17 protein-coding genes and 1 tRNA gene are annotated in these 21,497 nt (G+C 34.5%); 12 read left to right on the top strand and 6 right to left on the bottom strand.

Translation table 11 applies throughout. The annotated features are described in order from the left end of the window. Positions 1 to 71 precede the first annotated feature (71 nt). The 3 genes from rpsT to proS form a co-directional block, all read right to left on the bottom strand. The gene (gene rpsT, locus IU405_RS04850; RefSeq protein WP_105046322.1) at positions 72 to 323 is read right to left on the bottom strand and encodes a 30S ribosomal protein S20; all 252 of its coding nucleotides are present in this window, start codon (positions 321 to 323) and stop codon (positions 72 to 74) included. 34 nt (positions 324 to 357) lie between these two features. Then, a tRNA-Glu gene (locus IU405_RS04845) sits at positions 358 to 429 on the bottom strand. Between the two features lie 87 nt (positions 430 to 516). Beyond that, positions 517 to 1,995 carry a proline--tRNA ligase gene (gene proS / locus IU405_RS04840; protein ID WP_197437482.1) on the bottom strand — a complete coding sequence of 493 codons (1,479 nt, stop codon included), beginning with the start codon at positions 1,993 to 1,995 and terminating at the stop codon, positions 517 to 519. A gap of 149 nt (positions 1,996 to 2,144) precedes the next feature. Between proS and IU405_RS04835 the strand changes: the two genes are divergently transcribed. The 5 genes from IU405_RS04835 to IU405_RS04815 all read left to right on the top strand — a co-directional run bounded on the left by IU405_RS04835 (position 2,145) and on the right by IU405_RS04815 (position 6,951). Further along, complete coding sequence (locus IU405_RS04835; protein WP_197437481.1) at positions 2,145 to 3,089, top strand: hypothetical protein; 945 nt, start codon at positions 2,145 to 2,147, stop codon at positions 3,087 to 3,089. Positions 3,090 to 3,121: 32 nt separating this feature from the next. Then, entirely contained in the window at positions 3,122 to 4,504 is a 1,383-nt protein-coding gene (locus tag IU405_RS04830) for an OmpP1/FadL family transporter (protein ID WP_197437480.1), read from the top strand. A gap of 101 nt (positions 4,505 to 4,605) precedes the next feature. Next, entirely contained in the window at positions 4,606 to 5,511 is a 906-nt protein-coding gene (locus IU405_RS04825) for a NifU family protein (protein ID WP_197437479.1), read from the top strand. An 11-nt stretch (positions 5,512 to 5,522) separates the two neighbouring features. Next, a complete protein-coding gene (gene ubiE / locus IU405_RS04820; RefSeq protein ID WP_197437478.1) occupies positions 5,523 to 6,251 on the top strand; it encodes a bifunctional demethylmenaquinone methyltransferase/2-methoxy-6-polyprenyl-1,4-benzoquinol methylase UbiE in 729 nt (242 codons plus the stop codon). A gap of 1 nt (position 6,252) precedes the next feature. Next, positions 6,253 to 6,951, top strand: a complete 699-nt coding sequence (locus IU405_RS04815) for a porin family protein (RefSeq protein WP_410896741.1) — start codon at positions 6,253 to 6,255, stop codon at positions 6,949 to 6,951. Positions 6,952 to 7,076: 125 nt separating this feature from the next. Here IU405_RS04815 and IU405_RS04810 read toward each other — a convergent pair whose 3' ends face one another. Then, complete coding sequence (locus tag IU405_RS04810) at positions 7,077 to 7,808, bottom strand: TrmH family RNA methyltransferase (RefSeq protein ID WP_197437476.1); 732 nt, start codon at positions 7,806 to 7,808, stop codon at positions 7,077 to 7,079. 27 nt (positions 7,809 to 7,835) lie between these two features. Between IU405_RS04810 and IU405_RS04805 the strand changes: the two genes are divergently transcribed. The 7 genes from IU405_RS04805 (at position 7,836) to IU405_RS04775 (ending at position 20,508) form a co-directional block, all read left to right on the top strand. Continuing rightward, complete coding sequence (locus IU405_RS04805) at positions 7,836 to 10,364, top strand: outer membrane protein assembly factor (RefSeq protein WP_231749547.1); 2,529 nt, start codon at positions 7,836 to 7,838, stop codon at positions 10,362 to 10,364. A 92-nt stretch (positions 10,365 to 10,456) separates the two neighbouring features. Next, positions 10,457 to 11,524 carry a class II fructose-bisphosphate aldolase gene (fbaA, locus tag IU405_RS04800; RefSeq protein ID WP_197437475.1) on the top strand — a complete coding sequence of 356 codons (1,068 nt, stop codon included), beginning with the start codon at positions 10,457 to 10,459 and terminating at the stop codon, positions 11,522 to 11,524. 161 nt (positions 11,525 to 11,685) lie between these two features. Next, complete coding sequence (accD, locus tag IU405_RS04795) at positions 11,686 to 12,546, top strand: acetyl-CoA carboxylase, carboxyltransferase subunit beta (protein ID WP_197437474.1); 861 nt, start codon at positions 11,686 to 11,688, stop codon at positions 12,544 to 12,546. Between the two features lie 247 nt (positions 12,547 to 12,793). Beyond that, positions 12,794 to 13,063, top strand: a complete 270-nt coding sequence (rpsO, locus tag IU405_RS04790; protein ID WP_197437473.1) for a 30S ribosomal protein S15 — start codon at positions 12,794 to 12,796, stop codon at positions 13,061 to 13,063. Between the two features lie 222 nt (positions 13,064 to 13,285). Further along, positions 13,286 to 15,526 carry a polyribonucleotide nucleotidyltransferase gene (locus IU405_RS04785; RefSeq protein WP_197437472.1) on the top strand — a complete coding sequence of 747 codons (2,241 nt, stop codon included), beginning with the start codon at positions 13,286 to 13,288 and terminating at the stop codon, positions 15,524 to 15,526. A 249-nt stretch (positions 15,527 to 15,775) separates the two neighbouring features. After that, the gene (locus tag IU405_RS04780; RefSeq protein WP_197437471.1) at positions 15,776 to 16,684 is read left to right on the top strand and encodes a mechanosensitive ion channel family protein; all 909 of its coding nucleotides are present in this window, start codon (positions 15,776 to 15,778) and stop codon (positions 16,682 to 16,684) included. Positions 16,685 to 17,037: 353 nt separating this feature from the next. Then, positions 17,038 to 20,508, top strand: a complete 3,471-nt coding sequence (locus IU405_RS04775; protein ID WP_197437470.1) for an Ig-like domain-containing protein — start codon at positions 17,038 to 17,040, stop codon at positions 20,506 to 20,508. 411 nt (positions 20,509 to 20,919) lie between these two features. Here the strand turns inward: IU405_RS04775 and IU405_RS04770 are convergent, their stop codons facing one another. Next, positions 20,920 to 21,192: a hypothetical protein gene (locus IU405_RS04770; RefSeq protein ID WP_197437469.1), complete on the bottom strand. Its 273-nt coding sequence runs from the start codon at positions 21,190 to 21,192 to the stop codon at positions 20,920 to 20,922. Next, positions 21,144 to 21,293: a hypothetical protein gene (locus IU405_RS04765; protein WP_197437468.1), complete on the bottom strand. Its 150-nt coding sequence runs from the start codon at positions 21,291 to 21,293 to the stop codon at positions 21,144 to 21,146. Before IU405_RS04765 ends, IU405_RS04770 begins: the two co-directional genes overlap by 49 nt. Between the last annotated feature and the right edge of the window lie 204 nt (positions 21,294 to 21,497).

The raw sequence follows: 21,497 nt of genomic DNA, 5'->3' as shown, positions 1-21,497 counted from the left end.
TACCTGAAATAAGTACAATAAAAAAAGCTCTGAAAATTCAGAGCTTTTATATTTTTTAAATCTGTAAAATCTTACAATGCAGCAACGTGCTTTGTTAATTTAGATTTTAAGTTTGCAGCTTTATTTTTGTGGATAATATTCTTTTTAGCCAATTTATCCAACATAGAAATAACGTTTACTAATTTTCCTTCAGCTTCAGCTTTATCTTCTAATACACGCAAATCTCTCACAGCATTTCTAGCTGTTTTGTGTTGGTATTTATTACGTAACTTTTTAGCTTCGTTACTTCTGATTCTTTTTAATGCTGACTTATGATTTGCCATAATATTATTTTCTTCGTTTTTATTTAAAACTTTGTAGTCCGTACGGGAATCGAACCCGTGTTACCAGGATGAAAACCTGGCGTCCTAACCCCTAGACGAACGGACCATCACAATTATGTATATCCTTAATTGCGGATGCAAATATACAACGTTTTTAAAATCCTACAATTTTTTTTTAAAAAATTTTAAAAATTTAATATGCTTTCGCAAAAAGCACTCTTTTTGAGGATGATTTTCCAGTAAACACGCAGTTTCCAGCCTCTTCTTTTACATCATTTGGAATACATCTGATGGTTGCTTTTGTCAATTCTTTTATTTTTTCTTCAGTTTCTTCAGTTCCATCCCAATGTGCAGCAACAAATCCACCTTTATTTTCAATCACATCTTTGAATTCATCGAATGAATTTACATTTGTTATATGACTGTTTCTGTATTCTAAAGCTCTTTTGAATAAATTATCTTGAATCTCCTCTAACAAATTAGCCACAAAATCAATCAATGTGTCTTGAGAAATACTTTCTTTATGCAACATATCTCTTCTAGCAACCTCAACCGTATTATTATCCAAATCCCTTTTACCCATGGCAATTCTTAAAGGAACTCCTTTCAATTCATATTCTGCAAATTTTGCACCAGGCCTTAATGTATCTCTATCATCATATTTTACAGAAATGCCTTTTGATTTAAAATCTTTTACGATTCCACCAATTTTAGCTGACAATAATGCCAATTCTTCTTCTCCTTTATATATAGGTACAATAACCACTTGAATTGGAGCTAACTTTGGAGGTAAAACCAACCCAAAATCATCTGAATGTGTCATGATCAATCCACCTATCAAACGTGTAGAAACTCCCCAAGAAGTTGCCCAAACATATTCTTGTTTTCCTTCTTTGTTTGTGAATTTCACATCAAATGCCTCTGCAAAATTTTGTCCTAGAAAATGACTTGTTCCTGCTTGTAATGCTTTTCCATCTTGCATTAATGCTTCAATAGTATAGGTATCTTCTGCTCCTGCAAAACGTTCACTATCAGATTTTACTCCTTTGATGACTGGCATTGCCATAAATTCTTCCGCAAATGTTGCATACACTTGTTGCATTTGTTGTGCTTCCGCAATTGCTTCACTTTTGCTAGCATGAGCTGTGTGACCTTCTTGCCATAAAAACTCCGAAGTTCTTAAAAATAAGCGTGTTCGCATTTCCCAACGAACCACATTTGCCCATTGATTTATCAACAAAGGCAAATCTCGGTAAGACTGAATCCAACCTTTGTATGTGCTCCAAATAATTGCTTCGGATGTTGGTCTAACCACCAATTCTTCTTCCAGTTTCGCTTCAGGATCCACTCTTAATTTCCCAGGATTATCGGGGTCATTTTGCAATCGATAATGGGTAACTACGGCACATTCTTTTGCAAAACCTTCTGCATTTTTTTCTTCTGCTTCAAACAAACTTTTGGGAACAAATAATGGAAAATACGCATTTTGATGTCCTGTTTCTTTGAACATTCTATCCAATTCTGCTTGCATTTTTTCCCAAATGGCATATCCATAAGGTTTGATGACCATACACCCTCTCACAGCCGAATTTTCTGCTAAATCCGCTTTTACAACCAACTCATTATACCATTTTGAGTAATCTTCTTCTCTTTTTGTTAAACTCTTGCTCATATTTCTTTACTTTGGCACAAATATTGTTATTTTTATTGATATAAATTTCGTGTTAAAAACTTTTTAAGACGGTTACAAAACTACTATAAATTAGTCTTTTTAACACAAATTTTATAATTAATTCAGTATTTTTATAAAAACATTTTATCATGAAACTACAAAATAAACTATTCAGCATTCAATCATTAATAATTTTTGCAACCGCTAATTTGGTCTTAGTTTCATGCGGAACTTACCAAACTGCATACTATGAAGATGGTATTTACAGCTCTCCTGAAAAAAGAGAAAAACGACAAATTGTAGTTGTTGAAAGAACAAACAATAATTTTGAAGAGAATTACTTCACAAAAAAATTAGATAGTCTAGAGAGAATATCTGAATATGAAATATTTACAGATGTAGATTCTTACAGCTCAAATCCTAATTATTCTGACAATAATGGCAATTATAATCAAAATGAACCTTGGGGTTATCAAAATGACAATGTTATTGTCAATGTAAACTTGATGAACGACCCTTTTTGGTATGGAAATGGTTTTGGAATGTGGGGTTGGAATGACTGGGGATGGAACAATTGGGGATGGAATAACTGGAATGTAGGATGGGGTTGGAATAGATGGAATAATTGGGGATGGATTGGAAATCCATATTGGCATCCTTATGCTAATAATTGGGGTTGGAATGGCGGTTTCTATAATCCCTATTTTTACAGCAATCGCTGGAACAATAACGGTTTATACAGAAACAATACCTATGGAAGAAGAAATACAAATAATTCCTATGGAAGAAGAGATACAAATGGTTTTGTAAGAAATAATTCTACTACAAACAGAAGAAATTATTTTGATTACAATCAAAATTCAAATAATTCAAGAAGAAGCTCTATTGGCACTCCTGTTAGAAGAAGTTCGACTATCAGAGGAAACGAATCTAATGACCGTAACTCAAATTATTCTTCAAGAAATAATTCTGACAACAATAACAACACCAATTCATCAACTAGAAGATCAACAACTACTACAAGAAGTAGTGGAAACACATCAAACTCTGGCAGAGGCTCAACTTCTGGAAGAGGAAGAAGAGGAGGGAATTAAATCATCACTTTTACGTATAAAAGGTTTTTAAAATGAAAAAAATCATTGCATCTGCTATTTTTTTTGCAACAGTGTTCGCAACAAATAGCCAATCGTTAGGATATCAAGATTTGGGTATTCTTTTTTCTCAAAATGATAACAATGGAACTGCGCGTTTTACAGCAATGGGTGGGGCTTTTGGCGCATTAGGAGGAGATATATCTAGTATTAATATCAATCCTGCAGGTTTATCTGTGTTCAATAACAGTGTTTTTTCTGGAAGTTTTAATTCTAGAAGTTCAGACATCATGGCTGATTATTATGGAAACAGACTTACTACTCAAGACCAATTTATAAATCTTTCTCAAGCTGGTGGTGTACTGGTTTTTGATAGTGCTTACAGAAGTGATTGGAGCAAATTTGCAATGGGATTTAATTACAGAATCACCAAAGATTTTACTGATGGATTCATTGCTCAGGGAAATAGTGGTATTGCTACTTTTATTGATTTTCCTCTAGATACTAATGCAAATCCATTTGTGTATGACATAGCTGATGAACAGATTTTTAACAACGCTTACAGTGGTGATTTGAGTGAATTCAATGTTGGATTTTCATCTGTTTATCAAGAAAAATTACATATTGGGATGTCATTAAATTTTTATGATTTGAATTTCACTCAGCGTTCAAATTTAACTGAATTCAATAGTGATGTAAATGGTAATGAATTGGATGCCAATTTATATCAAGAAAACTTTACCACAGGAACCGGATTTTCTTTGAATGCTGGATTTATTTACAAGGTAAACAATAGTTTTCGATTAGGATTGTCCTATCAAACGCCTACTTGGTTTTCAGAAATTTTAGAAGATAGCAATATCATAAATAACGATGGATTTTTTGGAGATGCAGAAATTGCAGTGAGCAATGATAATGTAGTGTATTCAAATACTGCTGACGGATTTTTCCCAACGCAATCGCTTATTTATAGGCTAAGAACACCAAGCAGATTAACAGCAAGTACTGCATTTATTTTTGGAAAAATGGGTTTAATAAGTGTTGATTATTCAAACATGAATTACACGAGAACCAAACTTTCTGGCGCTAATTTTATACAAGAAAATCAAGCATTTCAGAATGATTTTGTAAATACGCACAACTTTTCAATAGGAACTGAATGGCGTTTTGATAAATTTAGTGTTAGAGGTGGTTATCGTTTTGAGCAAAGTCCAGATGCTTTTGCAATCAATTCAGATGATTTGAACGAATACTCTTTTGGAGCAGGATATAACTTCGGAAGTTTTAAATTGGATTTTGCCTACAGAACTAATAATAGAACTGCTGCCTATAATTTCTATTCAGGATTCAATGTAAATCCAGCAAATTTAACCTTAGATAATCGCATTTTTACAGCATCTGTTTCTATCAATTTATAAGATTTTTAACACATCAAAAAAGACCTTGTCATGAAAACATGCAAGGTCTTTTTTAGTAATGTGAATTTTTTGCCGTAATTTTGCTTTTTTATTTGAAAATCATGCAAGAGACTAAAATTACCATTCAAAATTCAACAAACGATACCATCTTAAAATTCAATAGCAATTCCACTTTGATAAATGCAGGAAGCTATGAATATGCAAATATTGATGAAGCAAAAAATTCGCCATTAGCCCAACAATTGTTCTATTTGCCTTTTGTAAAAAAAGTGTTTATCACGCCCAATTTCATTGCCATTCAACGGTATGACATTGTTGCTTGGAGCGATGTTCAAGAAGAAGTTCGTGAGCAAATTGAACATTTTATCAACGAAGGAAATTTGGTGGTGAATGAAGAAACAAATGCCTCCAAAAAAGAAGCCATAGAAGTGTATGCTGAGGTGACTCCAAATCCATCTGTGATGAAATTTGGCTTGAACAAAGTAATTACTCAAACAGATGTGGAGTATAAAAACATTGAAGAGGCAAGCAAATCTTCCCCTTTAGCACAAGCCATTTTTTCATTTCCTTTTGTAAAAGAGGTTTTTATTTCTGACAATTATATCTCCATTACCAAATACAATATGGTAGATTGGAATGAAATTTTTGCAGAAGTTCGCAGTTTTATTAGAGAATATTTGGTGGCTAAAAAACCGATTTTTACGGATTTGCCAACTCCAGAAACATCCTCAAAAAATAGCATAGAAATTCCTGAAGTAAAATTAGATGGAATTGCAGGAGAAATTGTAGCTATTTTAGATGAATATATCAAACCTGCTGTGGCTGGTGATGGAGGAAATATTGCATTTCGTTCTTATGATGCATCTAACAAAATTGTCAGTGTTGTATTGCAAGGCGCTTGCAGTGGTTGTCCTTCTTCCACAGCAACTTTAAAAAATGGTATCGAAAATTTATTGAAAGAAATGTTGCCAAACCAAATCAATGGCGTTGTTGCTATTAATGGATAAAAAAGCTATAAATGTCTGAAATTATAAAGCCTTATAAAAATTCTGAACTTGGAAAAAAAGAACAAGTAACCCAAATGTTTGATGCTATTTCAGGAAATTATGATGGCTTAAATAGGGTAATTTCTTTGGGAATTGATGTGAAATGGCGAAAAAAAGTAGTCAAGATTGTTGGCAAAAATCATCCAAAACAAATTCTTGATATTGCCACTGGCACTGGAGATTTGGCGTTGATGATGGCAAATTTGAATCCTGATAAAATTATTGGTTTGGATATTTCTGCTGGAATGCTCGAAGTTGGAAAACAAAAAATCAACAAAGCAAACCTTTCAGAAAAAATAACAATGATGGTGGGTGATTCAGAAGAAATGCCCTTTGAAAACAACACTTTTGATGCCATTACTGTTTCATTTGGCGTACGGAATTTTGCAAATCTTGACAAAGGAATCAAAGAAATTGCTAGAGTTTTAAAACCAACAGGAGTTTTGGTGATTTTAGAAACCTCTAATCCTACAAAATTTCCATTCAAACATGGCTATAAATTGTACACCAATTTCGTATTGCCATTGATTGGAAAATTATTTTCTAAAGATAAAATTGCATATTCCTATTTATCAGAATCTGCAAATTCTTTTCCTTTTGGAGAAGTGTTTAACAATATTTTGCGAAAAAATGGGTTTAGTGATGTAACGCATCATCCTGTAACATTTGGAGTTGCCACAATTTATACAGCACGAAAATAAAATGATGAAAAAAAAGTTTTTTATTGGATTCTTCTTTTTGATTTCTGTGGTTGCTTTTGCGCAATCAGAACGCATAGAAAAGCTCCCAACTTTTGATGAAAAAAGACTGCATTATGGTTTTTATCTAGGGTTAAATCAAAATGATTTCAAACTTAATCTCAGAAATAGTTCGATTGCAAATGCAGACATTACAGTGTCTCCAACAGCAGGTTTTAATGTGGGTTTGATTGCAGATTTGCGTTTGCACAAAAACCTAAATTTACGTTTCGAACCAGGTTTGGTGAGTAATTCCAAGAAAATTTATTTCAATCATTTGGCAATTCCTAGAGACAGTGTCCGTGAAATTGGTTCAACATATTTGCATGTTCCTTTGTTGCTCAAATTCAGTACAGATCGTTATAAAAACATTCGCCCTTATGTGTTAGCAGGCATTTCTTACGACCACAATTTTTCGAGCAATGAAGCCAATCAAGATGATAATTCTGCTGGCGAATTCCGAATGAAAACACACAATTTCATGTATGAAGTGGGAATTGGAATTGATATTTATTTGTATTTCTTTAAATTTTCACCTTCCATTCGTGGCGTTTTTGCCATCAATAATGAGGTGAAATATGATGATGACCCCAATAGTCAATGGACTGCTCCTATCAATTATATGGGAACACGTGGCGTTTTCTTAACGTTTGCTTTTGAGTAACCATCTCTAAAAAAGTTGTAAGGTTTTTGTTGTTTCTATTGTTTCTGTTGTTCTCTAATTGAATAAAAAAACAACATTACAATCAAAAGTTTCGGAAATAAAAACCTTGTAGGTATTCAAAAAACTTATTTCCCTCTTTTAAATTCACTTAATAAAATGGCAGTTGCTGTGGCAACATTCAAACTTTCGGTTTGTTGAACATCCCCAAATCTTGGGATAGAAATGATTTGATTTGCGAATTTTTTCACACCTTCAGAAACGCCATTCGCTTCATTTCCCATCAGTAAAATTCCTTCTTCAGGAAGTATCGTTTTATACACGTTTTCGCCATTCATATCTGCCATAAAAATATGCAATGAAGTATCTTTTAAAAATTGTTCTAAAGCTGTATAATGAATGTCAATTCTTGACAAAGATCCCATGCTTGATTGCACTACTTTTGGATTGAAACAATCTACAGTATCTTCAGAACAAACCAATTGTGTGACTCCAAACCAATCGCATAAACGAATGATAGTGCCCAAATTTCCAGGGTCATTTATCGCATCTAAAACCACTGTCAAACCATTTTTTTTAAGTGATTTTTTAGATGGGATTTTAAACAACCCCAATACATTATTGGGCGTTTTTAACTGACTTATTTTTTGTAATTCCGATTCGGAAATGGTTGTTTTTTTATCTAAAAAATCATCGCATTTAAAACCATCAGTAGCAAAAATAGCTTCCAATTCAAATGAAGAATGCAACAATTCGTTGACTACTTTTACCCCTTCAGCAATGAATAATTGATGCTTTGAACGGTATTTTTTTTGCGATAAACTTTGAATGACTTTAAGTTGATTTTTTGAAATGCTCATTAATTGTTTGTAAATAAAAATAAACCGATGAAAAATACTATTTTTGGCATTATTACCGTTGCTAAAATAATGAAAAAACTCGCTTTCTATTTTTTATTGGCTATCTTTTTTGCCTCCTGTAATTCCACAAAACAGGTTGCTGAGGGAGAATACTTGTTAAGAGAAAATTTACTTTTTATAGATAGTGTGAAATCTAAAAGTGGAGATTTGGAAAAATACATCCTTCAAAAACCAAATAATCGCTTGTTAGGACTTCCTTTTGGCCTTTATTTTTACAATCTTGGAAATCCTGACAAACCAAAAACTCATTCAGAATGGGCTGAAAAAAACCCAAAATCGTATCAATTCATCAAAAGCATTTTTTCCGAAAAACAGAGTATTGCCTATGCAAATTCGTTTATCAATTTGAATAATTGGTATTTGAAAAACGACGCTCCTGAAATTGTAAACAAATCAAAAATTCAAAAAACAGCCGATAATTTATGGGCTTATTACAAAACGCAAGGATACTTCAAATCGAAAGTTGACACCATTATCAAAAGAAATAACGATAAAAAAGCGATTGTTGAATATCATATTCAAAAGGGAAAACCAACAATGTTGGATAGTATTCTCGTGAAAATTGCCTCTCCAGAATTGGACTCTATTTATAAAAATTCAAAACACGAAAGCTATCTAAAAACAGGTGCTCAATACAAAGATCAAGATTTTAGAAACGAAGCAAGTAGTATTGTAAAACTTTTTAGAAATAGTGGAATTTTTCATTTTTCTGAAGCTGCTTTAGGGTTTTATGTGGATTCCACAAGAACGGATTATAAAACCAATGTGGAGTTTTTAATTTCAACCAACAGATTGACAGAAGAGAATGGAAACTATGTAGAAAGACCCTATAAAGTTCATAGAATCAAGGAAGTAACAGTTCACACTGATTATTCATTTTTGAAAAAAGAAGAAGCAATCAAAGATTCCATTTCTTATGAAGGAATCAATTTTATCGCAAACGAAAAGGTAAAATTCAACCCAAAATACTTGTCACAATCCATCTTTTTAAAACCTGGAGAAATATATAAAGACACGCTCAGAAATTTGACTAGAAATCATTTGAAATCCTTACAAAATTTCAAATCAACAAACTTAAAATTCACGCCACTTTCTGAAGAAAATGGCGACTTGAGAATGGATGTTTTTTTAACTCCAATTGAAAAATATAATTTAAGTTTAGAAACCGAAATCACTCATTCCAACATTAGAAATATTGGAACATCTGCCAAATTTTCGATAACCAATAGAAATGCTTTTAGAGGAGCAGAATTGCTAAAAATGTCTGTTTTGGGTTCGTGGTTTAATTCCAATAACGGTCCTGGATGGGAATTGGGTGCTGATATTTCTGTGGAAGTTCCTCGTTTTTTAGCTCCATTCAATCTTAGCAAATTGGTTCCTAAAGAAATGTCTCCTAGAACGTATATTTCTATTGGTTCTAGTTTTCAAAAAAATATTGGTTTGGACAGACAAACATTTACATTCATGACTGATTTTAAGTGGCAATTCAATGCGAAAAAGAATATACACTTAGAGATTTTTAACACCCAATATGTTAAAAACCTGAATGTTACCAGCTTTTTTGATATTTATAGCTCAGAGTTTTCGAGATTGAATGACATTGCACAAATATATCCTGGAGTTGGAGGAAATTTACCAACAGACGCCACTAAATATGAAGAATCAGTGAAATTCATGTCAGATGTAGCTGCGGATGCAAGTTTTCAAGCAACAAATCCCACTGAATACAACACCGTTTTAAACATTCAAAACCGATTTAATATTGTTACATCCGATTTCTTAATTCCTGTTATTGCGTATTCATTTACCTTTAATAATCAATCGGATGTAAATGACAATAATTTCTCATTTTTAAAAGTAAGAGTTGCAAATTCTGGAAATATAATGGGTTTATTATCCAAAAGCAGAAATAGCAATGACAAAAAAACCTTTTTAAATATTCCGTTAGCGCAATATTTTAAAACCGATATTGAATACAAGAAATTTTGGGACAAAGGAAACAATTCCGTTTTTGCATTTAGAACCATGATTGGCGCAATTATTACCTATGACAATTCTGATATTCCATTTATCAAAAGTTATTTTGCAGGAGGTTCTAATGATATCAGAGCTTGGCAAACCTATGAATTAGGTCCAGGAAGAAGAAACACTGGATTGGAATACAATACTGGAAGTTTTAAATTTTTAACTAGTGCTGAATACCGTTTTGATGTCATAAGCAAATTAAAAGGTGCCATTTTTGTGGATGCTGGAAATATTTGGGACATTTCAGGATCAGAATTTGTGGATAATGATGCAAGATTTAAAAACCTTTCTTCATTAAAAAACATTGCTGTTGGTTCAGGTTTTGGAACACGATTGGATTTTAACTTTTTAATTTTACGTTTTGACATCGGGTTTAAAACCTATGAACCTTATTTAGAGGGCAACAAGTGGTTTAAAAATTATAACTTTTCAAATGCTGTCTATAACATCGGAATCAACTATCCTTTCTAAAAATACATCGTTTTCGTTTTTTTAAAGTCATATTTCCATAGAAAAAAGGCATATTTTTATTACTTTTGAGGAATAATATCAATACATCAAAAATGAGTCATACAATAAAACCTGGAGTAGCTACAGGAAAAGAAGTTCAAGCAATATTTCAGCTTGCGAAAGAAAAAGGATTTGCAATCCCAGCCGTAAACGTGATTGGGTCTAGTACAATTAACGGTGTGTTAGAAGCTGCCAAAGAATTAAATGCACCCGTTATCATTCAATTTTCGAATGGTGGAGCGCAATTCAATGCCGGAAAAGGATTGTCTAACGAAAACCAAAAAGCGGCTATTGCTGGTGGAATTGCAGGTGCAAAACACATTCACGAATTGGCAGAAGCGTATGGAGTTACTGTAATTTTACACACAGATCATTGTGCTAAAAACCTACTGCCTTGGATTGATGGCTTGTTAGATGCATCAGAAAAACACTTTGCAGAAACTGGAAAACCTTTGTACAGTTCGCACATGATTGATTTATCTGAAGAGCCTTTGCACGAAAACATCGAAATCTGCAAAGAATATTTGGCAAGAATGAGCAAAATGGGCATGACTCTAGAGATTGAGTTAGGAATTACAGGTGGTGAAGAAGATGGTGTTGACAATTCGGATGTGGATTCATCAAAATTATATACTCAACCAGAAGAAGTGGCGTATGCTTACGAAGAATTGTTAAAAGTTTCTCCACAGTTTACGATTGCTGCAGCATTCGGAAATGTGCATGGAGTATACAAACCAGGAAACGTAAAATTAACACCAAAAATCTTACGCAACTCACAAGAATACATTTCAAAAACCTATAATGTGCCTCACAATACGATTGATTTTGTATTTCATGGAGGTTCAGGTTCTACTGTTGAGGAAATCAGAGAAGCCATTGGTTATGGAGTTATCAAAATGAATATTGATACCGATTTACAATTCGCTTTTACAGAAGGCATCAGAGATTATATGCAAAAAATGGCTCCTTATTTGGCAAATCAAATTGGGAATCCTGAAGGAGCAGATCAGCCAAATAAAAAACATTACGATCCAAGAAAATGGTTGCGTTTGGGCGAAGACACTTTCAAAGCGCGTTTAAAACAAGCATTCCAAGATTTGAATAATGTGAATACCTTGTAAAAAATTATTTCATAATTAGCTAAAAAGCATCTTTCAAAAATGAAAGATGCTTTTTTTATGGAGGAAATTTTAATCGTCTACAAAAAATCTTTTACATTTGCTGTTCAGAAAAGTTGAAAGTACTTTTAAAATACAAACAACAACTTTAAATAAAGAATCATATGACTGCTTGGTTTAAAAGAACAGATAAAGGAATTCAAACGGCTACTGAGGATAAAAAAGACACGCCTAAAGGTCTTTGGTACAAAACTCCTAGTGGTAAAATAATTGATACAGAAGAGTTAAAAAAGAATTTATACGTAAGTCCAGAAGACGGATATCATGTTCGAATTGGCAGTAAAGAATACTTTGAATTGTTTTTTGACAACAATACCTTCACAGAACTGAATGAAAATTTGACTTCAAAAGACCCATTGAAATTTGAAGACACTCAAAAATATCCTGATCGTTTAAAAGAAGCCCAAGCAAAAACAAAATTAAAAGATGCTGTAAGAACAGCCGTTGGAAAATCATTAGGAAAAGACTTGGTAGTAGCTGCCATGGATTTTGCTTTTATTGGTGGTTCTATGGGTTCAGTTGTGGGAGAAAAAATTGCACGTGCCATCAACTATTCTATTGAGCATAAAATTCCGTTTTTGATGATTTCAAAATCAGGAGGAGCTAGAATGATGGAAGCTTCACTTTCATTGATGCAATTGGTAAAAACCTCTGCAAAATTAGCACAATTGGCAGATGCTAAAATTCCCTATATTTCGTTATGTACAGATCCAACAACGGGAGGAACCACAGCTTCTTATGCTATGTTAGGTGACATTAATATTGCAGAACCCAATGCCTTGATTGCCTTTGCAGGACCAAGAGTAGTAAAAGATACCACAGGAAAAGAATTGCCTGAAGGTTTTCAACGATCAGAATTTGTGCTAGAACACGGTTTTTTAGATGCCATTTACGAGCGTAAAGACCTGAAAAAACAAGTAAACTTGTTTATTGATTTGATTCAGAATTTACCGATAAGAAAGTAAAAGCCCCTCTAACTCCCCAAAGGGGAGAATTTGGAAGGAAGTAAAAATTGATACCTATTTTTCTATAAAAAATTAAGATTCCACAGATTTCTTATCCTTAAAATGTAATTAGTATCATTGACATTCAATTCATTGACTTTGTTTTTAATATTAAAAAGTATTTCAAAACAAAAAATAAATCCTATATTTGCACCCTCAATGAAAAGAGTTCATTGAAATACATAAAAATCATTTAAATAATATTGGCATGTACTTAACAAAAGAAGTAAAAGAAAGCATCTTCGAAAAACACGGTAAAGGAAAAAATGATACTGGTTCTTCAGAAGGTCAAATTGCGTTGTTTACACACAGAATCAACCACTTAACGGAACACTTAAAAGCAAATCGTAAAGATTTTAACACAGAGCGTTCCTTAGTAATGTTGGTAGGAAAACGTAGAAGTTTATTAGATTATCTGAAGAAAAAAGATATCGAAAGATACCGTGCAATTATCAAAGAATTAAACATTAGAAAATAATGTTCCCAAAAGAGGCACTGAAAATGTGCCTCTTTTTTTATCAAAAAAACAACTTTCTATACTTTTCAACGCTGTTTTTTCAATATCTTAGACGTCTCAAATTGAGATATTACAAATAGTATAAAAAAAATCAAAAATAGTAACAGCATTTTTGAGTTTCCATTGAAAACAACCACAACACAACAACAACAAACAGTTTAAAAAAATTATTAGTAAACATTTATGATTCCACAAGTATTTAGAGAGGTCATTGACCTTGGAGATGGAAGAACCATTTCCTTAGAAACCGGTAAATTAGCGAAACAAGCGCACGGTTCAGTTGTTGTTCAAATGGGTAATGCCATGTTATTATGTACCGTAGTTTCTTCGTACAAAGAAAGCGGTTTGGATTTCTTTCCATTAACGGTAGATTATCGTGAGAAATTTGCTTCTGCAGGTCGTTTTCCTGGAGGTTTTTTCAAAAGAGAAGCACGTCCTAGTGATGGTGAAGTGTTGACAATGCGTATTGTAGATCGTGTTTTACGTCCGCTTTTTCCATCAGATTATAGAACAGAAACGCAAGTAATGATTCAATTGATGTCGCATGATGAAAATGTGATGCCAGATGCTTTGGCTGGATTAGCAGCTTCTGCAGCAATTCAATTGTCAGATATTCCTTTTGAATGTCCTATTTCGGAAGTTCGTGTGGGTAGAATTGACGGTCAATTGATCATCAATCCAAACCAAGCACAATTAGAATTGTCTGATGTGGATATGGTTATTGGAGCCTCAGAAGATTCCGTAATGATGGTAGAAGGTGAAATGAAAGAAATTTCTGAAGAAGAAATGGTAGAAGTGATTCGTTTTGCGCATGAAGCTATCAAAATTCAATGTAGAGCTCAAGTGAAATTGGCAGAAGCATTTGGAAAAAAAGAAACAAGAACATACGAGCCTGCTAAAAAAGACGAGGCTATTGCTGCAAAAGTAAGAGAAATTGCTTACGATAAAATCTATGCAATTGCAAAAGGTGCACATGGTAAAAAAGACAGAAGTGATGCTTTTTCAGCTGTAAAAGACGAAGTTTTGGCTTCTTTTACTGAAGAAGAATTGGCAGAAAATGGCGGATTGATTAAAACTTATTTTTATAAAGTTGAAAAAGAAGCTGTCAGAGAATTGACATTGGCAGAAGGCTTGCGTTTAGACGGAAGAAAAACTACTGATATCAGACCTATTTGGTGTGAAGTAGATTATTTGCCTTCTGTGCATGGTTCATCTATTTTTACACGTGGAGAAACTCAGGCATTGGCAACCGTAACTTTAGGAACTTCAAGAGAAGCAAATCAAGTGGACATGCCTTCGTATCAAGGAGAAGAAAAATTCTATTTGCATTATAATTTCCCTCCTTTTTCTACAGGAGAAGCACACCCATTAAGAGGAACTTCAAGAAGAGAAATTGGTCACGGAAACTTGGCACAACGTGCCTTAAAAAATATGATTCCAGCAGATTGTCCTTATACCGTAAGAATTGTTTCTGAAGTATTAGAATCAAATGGTTCCTCTTCTATGGCAACTGTTTGTGCAGGAACCATGGCGTTGATGGATGCAGGAGTTCAGATGGTAAAACCAGTATCTGGAATTGCCATGGGATTGATTTCTGATGGAGAGCGTTTTGCGGTTTTGTCTGATATTTTGGGTGATGAAGATCATTTGGGTGATATGGACTTTAAAGTAACTGGAACTGCTGACGGAATTACCGCTTGTCAAATGGATATGAAAATCAAAGGAATGCCTTATGATGTGATTATCAAAGCATTGAAACAAGCACGTGATGGACGTTTGCATATTTTAAATATCTTGACAGAAACCATTCCTCAACCAAATGCAGAAGTAAAACCTCATGCGCCTAAAATCATTACAAGAACAATTCCAAATAGTTTGATTGGAGCGTTTATTGGCCCAGGTGGAAAACACATCCAAGAATTGCAAAAAGAAACAGCAACTACGATTGTTATCAATGAAGACCCAGCAACAGGAAATGGTATCATCGAAATTTTAGGCACAAAACCAGCAGGTGTTGAAGCCGTGTTGAGACGTTTAGAATCTATGATGTTTAAACCAGAAGTAGGGAATGTATATGAAGTGAAAGTCATCAAAATGCTTGATTTTGGTGCTGTTGTTGAATATACAGACGCTCCTGGAAATGAGGTTTTATTGCATGTAAGCGAATTGGCTTGGGAACGAACTGAAAACGTTACTGATGTAGTAAACATGGGAGATGTGTTTGAAGTAAAATACTTCGGAATTGACCCAAAAACACGTAAAGAAAAAGTATCTCGTAAAGCGATTTTGCCAAAACCAGAAGGTTATGTAGCAAGACCACCAAGAGAAAACAATGATCGTCCAAGAGACAACAATCGTGATAATCGCGGTCGTGATAATCGTGGACGTGATGATCGCAGACCAAGAGAGCCTAGAAAAGAATAGGTTTTTTATATCTCATTTACAATTATGTAAAAAGACTTTCTGAAAAGAAGGTCTTTTTTTTGCATCTAATTGTGGAGACTTTATAGGACTTTGCGTGAAAATATTTTTGGGTAATTCATTAGGTAAAATCTTCATCAATTCACTATTTCATTGGTTCATTTCTCCATTTCCTCATTGATTCCATTGAATTGCAAAAACTAAAAATCGTATCTTTGAAAAAAGTATAACTCAAAAAATTGATTTTAAATTATGAACACACTACTCATCAAAAATTTTGACATTCAAAAAGCTTTCGAGAAAGTAGTTGAAAAATTATATGGTTGGGGAGAAGATATTATTTTGAAAACGCCCAATTTTCTTCTTGCCATTCTTGTTTTTATCATATTCTGGTATGTTGGAAAATATCTGAGCAAATTCATCAAAAATGTTGTCCTCCAAAAAGTAGCACAAGAATCTATAAAATCCATTTTAGCAAGAGCCTCATTTATTATTACAGTGGTAATTGGTTTTTTTACAGCACTTGCCATCTTAGATTTAGACAAAGTACTAACGTCTGTTTTAGCAGGAGCAGGAGTGGTTGGTTTGGCCATTGGTTTGGCATTGCAAGGCACGCTACACAATACCTTTTCAGGATTTATTTTATCATTTTTACCCAATATCCAAATTGGTAATTGGATTGTATCAAATGGTCACGAAGGCAAAGTAATTGATATTAATTTACGAAGCGTAACCATCATGGAAGCTGACAATAATATTGTTGTGATTCCGAATTCTAAAATTATTGATGCTCCCTTCAAAAACTTTAGCACCACCGAAAGAACAAAAGTTACCATCAGTTGTGGAGTAGGATATGAAAGTGATTTGGAGGTAGTAAAAAAAGTTACTATTGAAGCGATTACTGCTCTTTACAAACAAGAGCAAAACGAAGAAATCGATTTTTTCTACACCGCTTTTGGTGATAGTTCAATTAATTATGTCATTCGTTTTTGGGTTGATGCCACTGGAAAAAAAGAAATATTAGAAGCGGAAAGCACTGGAATCATGGCAATCAAAGCTGCTTATAATTCCCACAATATCAATATTCCGTTTCCAATCAGAACGTTGGATTTTGGTAAAAATAAATTTCAGTCGGAGACAATTACTGTACAAAGTTTTTAAGGCTGGTTAGCGTTCAATGTTTTGGATTTAAGGTTCATGGTTGGGGGAAGTGAAAATGAAGAACTAAGAACAGAGAAGCAAGAAGTAAGAGCCAAGAAGTAAGAGCAAAGAAGCGAGAAGTAAGAATTTAGAACTGTGTAAGGGTTTCTGTTGTTTCTGTTGATTAGAATTTGGACTTAAAAATTTGTGTATCCGTATTTTACACTATTCGTTTACTGTAAGTAAAATTGCTTTCTAAGAAGAATATTTTCCTTTTTTTTTTGGAAGTGTTGTTTATATGTGTTTTTTTTTTACATTTGTACTTCCCCCAAAAATTTTATTGCGTTTTAATCAACACCCCTAAAACCCCTACAATGATTAAAAGAAATACCCCTATGTTTACTGCTATGCTATGCAGTAAATTCGCAGTAAGTGCACTTTTGTTTGCCTTACTTTCTTTGGAAACGTTTGCTCAAACTAGTCCAAATCCCATCACATATTATGAAGATTTCAATTCACCAGGCTATCCTACGAATATTCCTGCTGGAAGTTATTGGACATTTCATAATGAAATTTACCCAAACCAAGTTTCTTGGAACGATTTTATTCCTGGAGATGGAAACGCTTATCTGACTGTAGATGCTGATATCAGCAATGATTTGGATTGGATTCATCCTTTTCAAACACTTGAGTTTGGTGGTGTTGCCCAAAACCATCGTTTGGAAGTTCGTATGAAAGGTGCTGTTGTTGATGGTGGCTTGGTTGGATTTTTATTTACCTATAATCAAGAAGGTGAAATCTTTAATGAAGTAGATATTGAAGTTGTTGCTAGAGATAGCGCTGTTCCATGGCACGAAACATTGCCTTTTAATGGTGGATGGACAGATGCCCGTTACAACACTTGGGGAAATGCCAACGAAAACACCAACCAACCTTTTACAGGTACCATGAAAGCTGTTGTAAACCAAAACAATGAAAAAATATCATTGATTGATGATGAGTTTCACATCTATACGATTGATTGGAGAGCTGATCGCATTGACTTTTTTATTGATGGTGTTATTCAAGAAACCATCACTACTAGTGTAGCAGAAGGAGTTTCTGAAGTGATTATTGGATTCCGACAATTGCCTTGGGCAGGAGATTTCAATTGGAGTGGCACGCATACATTGGTTATTGACTATTTGAAAATAGAGCCTTTGGAAAACATCACTTTTGCTTTGGATGATACTTTTGTCGTAGATGAAGACAGAGCAGCATCCCTTGATGTATTGGCAAACGATTCTTCAAATACCACTATTGTAACTTTTGACAACCTAAGTGCTCAAGGATTTCCCATCACATTAAATGGTTCTTTACTTACTTATACTCCCTCTGGAGGATTTTTAGGTCAAGATAGTTTTACATACACCATTCAAGATGCTAATGGAGTGCAAGCAACTGCCACTGCAAGAATTACTGTACAAGAATATATTGAACCACTCAATGCCAATCCAGATGCCATAACTGTTGCACCTGGTAGTTCAAATACGGCTATTGATGTCATCGCAAATGATTTTTATGGCCCAAGTGGCCCACATCCTTCTCATCCTATTACACTTCCAGGTGGAAAAATAGCTACTGCTAGTGCTAATGGAGGAGCGATTGCTGTGGTTGACGGAAAAGTAAACTACACCCCTCCTACTGGTTTTACGGGAGTGGATTCATTCGTTTATACCATTACCGATGGTGGTGGATATGCAGATTCTGCTACTGTTACGATTACTGTAGGCGGAAATCTACCCGCAAATGCTACTAATGACGCTTTTGATGTTGTGGTGGATACGGCTACCAATTTGGACGTGTTGGCAAACGATACTGGTTCAGGATTGTCTATACTTTCTTTTGATGCCACTAGTGCACAAGGATTTAGCGTTACAAATACTGGTACTTTATTGAGCTATACGCCTACAGGTGGATTTTTAGGACAAGACAGTTTTACGTACATCATTCAAGATGCCAATGGAAATCAAGCAACAGCTACTGTATCAATCACTGTGAAAGCAGTTGTGGTTGCTGATGGTGTGCTCAATGCTGTAGATGATAGCATCACTGTTGCTGTGAATAGCTCAAGCACTTCTATTGATGTAACTGCTAATGACAATTATGGCGTGAATGGCCCTAACGCTTCTCATCCCCTTACCTTACCTGGCGGAAAATTAGTTACTGCTAGTGCTCAAGGAGGAGACATTGCTGTGGTGAATGGCAACGTAAACTATACTCCTAAAAACGGATTTACAGGAACAGACTCTTTTGAATATACCCTTACCGATAGCAAAGGATTTGCTGATAAAGGAATTGTAACCATTACTGTTGGGGGCGCTTTGGCTGCTGTCGCTGTAAATGACACTTTTGAGGTAGTGGTGGATACTGCAACTCCATTGAATGTATTGGCAAACGATACTGGCTCAGGATTGACAATTCTTTCTTTTGATGCCACTAGTGCGCAAGGATTTACAGTAACAGGTTCGGCTTCTTCGCTAACTTATACTCCCACTGGAGGATATCTAGGACAAGATAGTTTTACGTATAGTATAGAAGATACTAATGGAAATCAATCTACAGCTACTGTATCAATCACTGTAAAAGCAGCTGTGGTTTCAACTGGTTTACTAGATGCCGTAAATGATGTAGCAACAGTAGCTATCAATAGTACCAATACTCCTATTGATGTACTTGCCAACGATAATTTTGGTGCGAATGGTCCCAATGCAACCCATCCTTTGACATTAACCAACGGAAAAATATTTCATGCTAGCACTAATGGCGGGGACATTAGTGTGGTGGATGGAAAAGTAAATTATACTCCTAAAAACGGATTTGCAGGTATTGACACTTTTACCTATACCCTAACCGATTCAAAAGGATTTGCTGACCACGGAATTGTAACTGTTACTGTTGGAGGAAACATTCCTGGCTTAGCCACTAATGATGCTTTTGACATTGTTGAAAATACCGCTACAAGCCTCGATGTTTTGGCGAATGATATTGGCTCAGGAATCTCCATCCTTTCTTTTGATGCCACTAGTGCACAAGGATTTACAGTTAGTGGTAGTGCTTCTTCGCTCACTTACACGCCTTCTGGTGGATATCTAGGAACAGATAGTTTTTCGTATACCATCATTGATGCAGAAGGATTGACATCTACAGCAATTGTAACGCTTACTGTAAAAGCAGTCGTTGTAGCAAGTGGCCCATTGAATGCAGTAAATGATGCTATTTCGGTTGAGCCTGGAAGATCAAACACCATCATTGATGTGACTGCCAATGACAGTTTTGGTGTTAACGGCCCCAATACGACTCATGCATTGACCTTAACAAATGGTAAAATATTTCATGCCAGTGTGAAAGGTGGTGATATTGCCATTGTAAACGGAAAAGTAACCTACACACCTAAAAATGGTTTTACAGGCATTGATTCTTTTGATTATACCATTACAGATAGCAAAGGTTTTGCCGATGTTGGATATGTTACTGTAACCGTTGGTGAGGCACAATCAAAAACTGCCATCAAGGATTCTTTTGAAGCGAAACAAGATGAGTTGACGATTGCAGAGAATAGCTTCTCTGCGTTTCCAAATCCGACAAAAGGATATTTAAAAACAACTTTGTTGAGTACTCAAAGCACCCAAGCAACCGTGTTGTTGATGGATGTTACTGGCAAAGTAGTTTACAATATGCCAATGACCTTGCAAAAAGGAATGAATACTTTTGAAATGAATGTTGCCCTAGCTCCTGGAATTTTACTCATGAAAATATTGAGTACAGCCGTAAACTTTGGGACTCAAAAAATTATAATGAAATAAATTGCTAATTACTTTACCCCTAAAAGGTTTTACTGGCTTGTGCTGGTGAAACCTTTTTTTTGTTTAGGGGTTAGCGGTTGGAGGGGTTCAAGGTTTTGGATTCTATGTTCAAAGTTGGGGGTTATTAAAAAAGAAGGACTAAGAATAAAGAATAAAGAATCAAGAACAAAGAATAAAGAATAAAGAGCTAAGAACCAAGAACTGTTTAAGGGTTTCTTTTGTTTCTGTTGTTTGCCTGTTGGGGAGGGTTCAAGATTTTGGATTTAAGGTTCAAGGTTGGGGGTTATTAAAAACGAAGAACTAAGAATAAAGAATAAAGAGAAAAGAATAAAGAGCAAAGAGAAAAGAACTGTTTAAGGGTTTCTTTTGTTTCTGTTGTTTGCCTGTTGGGGAGGGTTCAAGGTTTTGGATTTAAGGTTGGGGATAGTGAAGACGAAGAGCTAAGAGCCAAGAATAAAGAGCAAAGAGAAAAGAATTGTGGAAGTAATCTTCCCATGAGGCATAGTAAATCGCATCATTTAACTTGACAACATACAAATTATCTTTAATGAAAACCTTTTGCTCTGCACCTTCTGCAACATAATTTCGTTCATCAATTTCGTTGTAAAATAATTGATGCTGTTGCGCAAATGCAATTAAACTCGCTGTTTCTTTTGATTTGTTTTGGTGTTTTTCTTTAGCCATTGGACTTGCTCTTTGGCTTGTTCTAAGGTGATTGGCAATTGCTTGGATAACTGCATCATGGCTAAAGCCGCTCTTTCCTGAAAGGATATTTTGTAATTCATGCTATGGTGTTACTGTTCATCATTTCCTTGTATCAAAATGATTCATGGAGTTACTTTTTTACAAAGATAACAAATATTGGTTTGTGTTGTTCGGGTTTAGATGGGTTCAAGATTTTGGATTTAAGGTTCATGGCTGGGGGTTATTTAAAACGAAGAACCAAGAGCAAAGAATAAAGAATAAAGAGAAAAGAATAGTTTAAGGGT

This window comes from Polaribacter sp. BAL334, from assembly GCF_015767435.1.
GTDB lineage: Bacteria > Bacteroidota > Bacteroidia > Flavobacteriales > Flavobacteriaceae > Polaribacter.
Note: the sequence above shows the minus strand (reverse complement) of the source record. Positions and strands in the feature narration are given on the sequence as shown.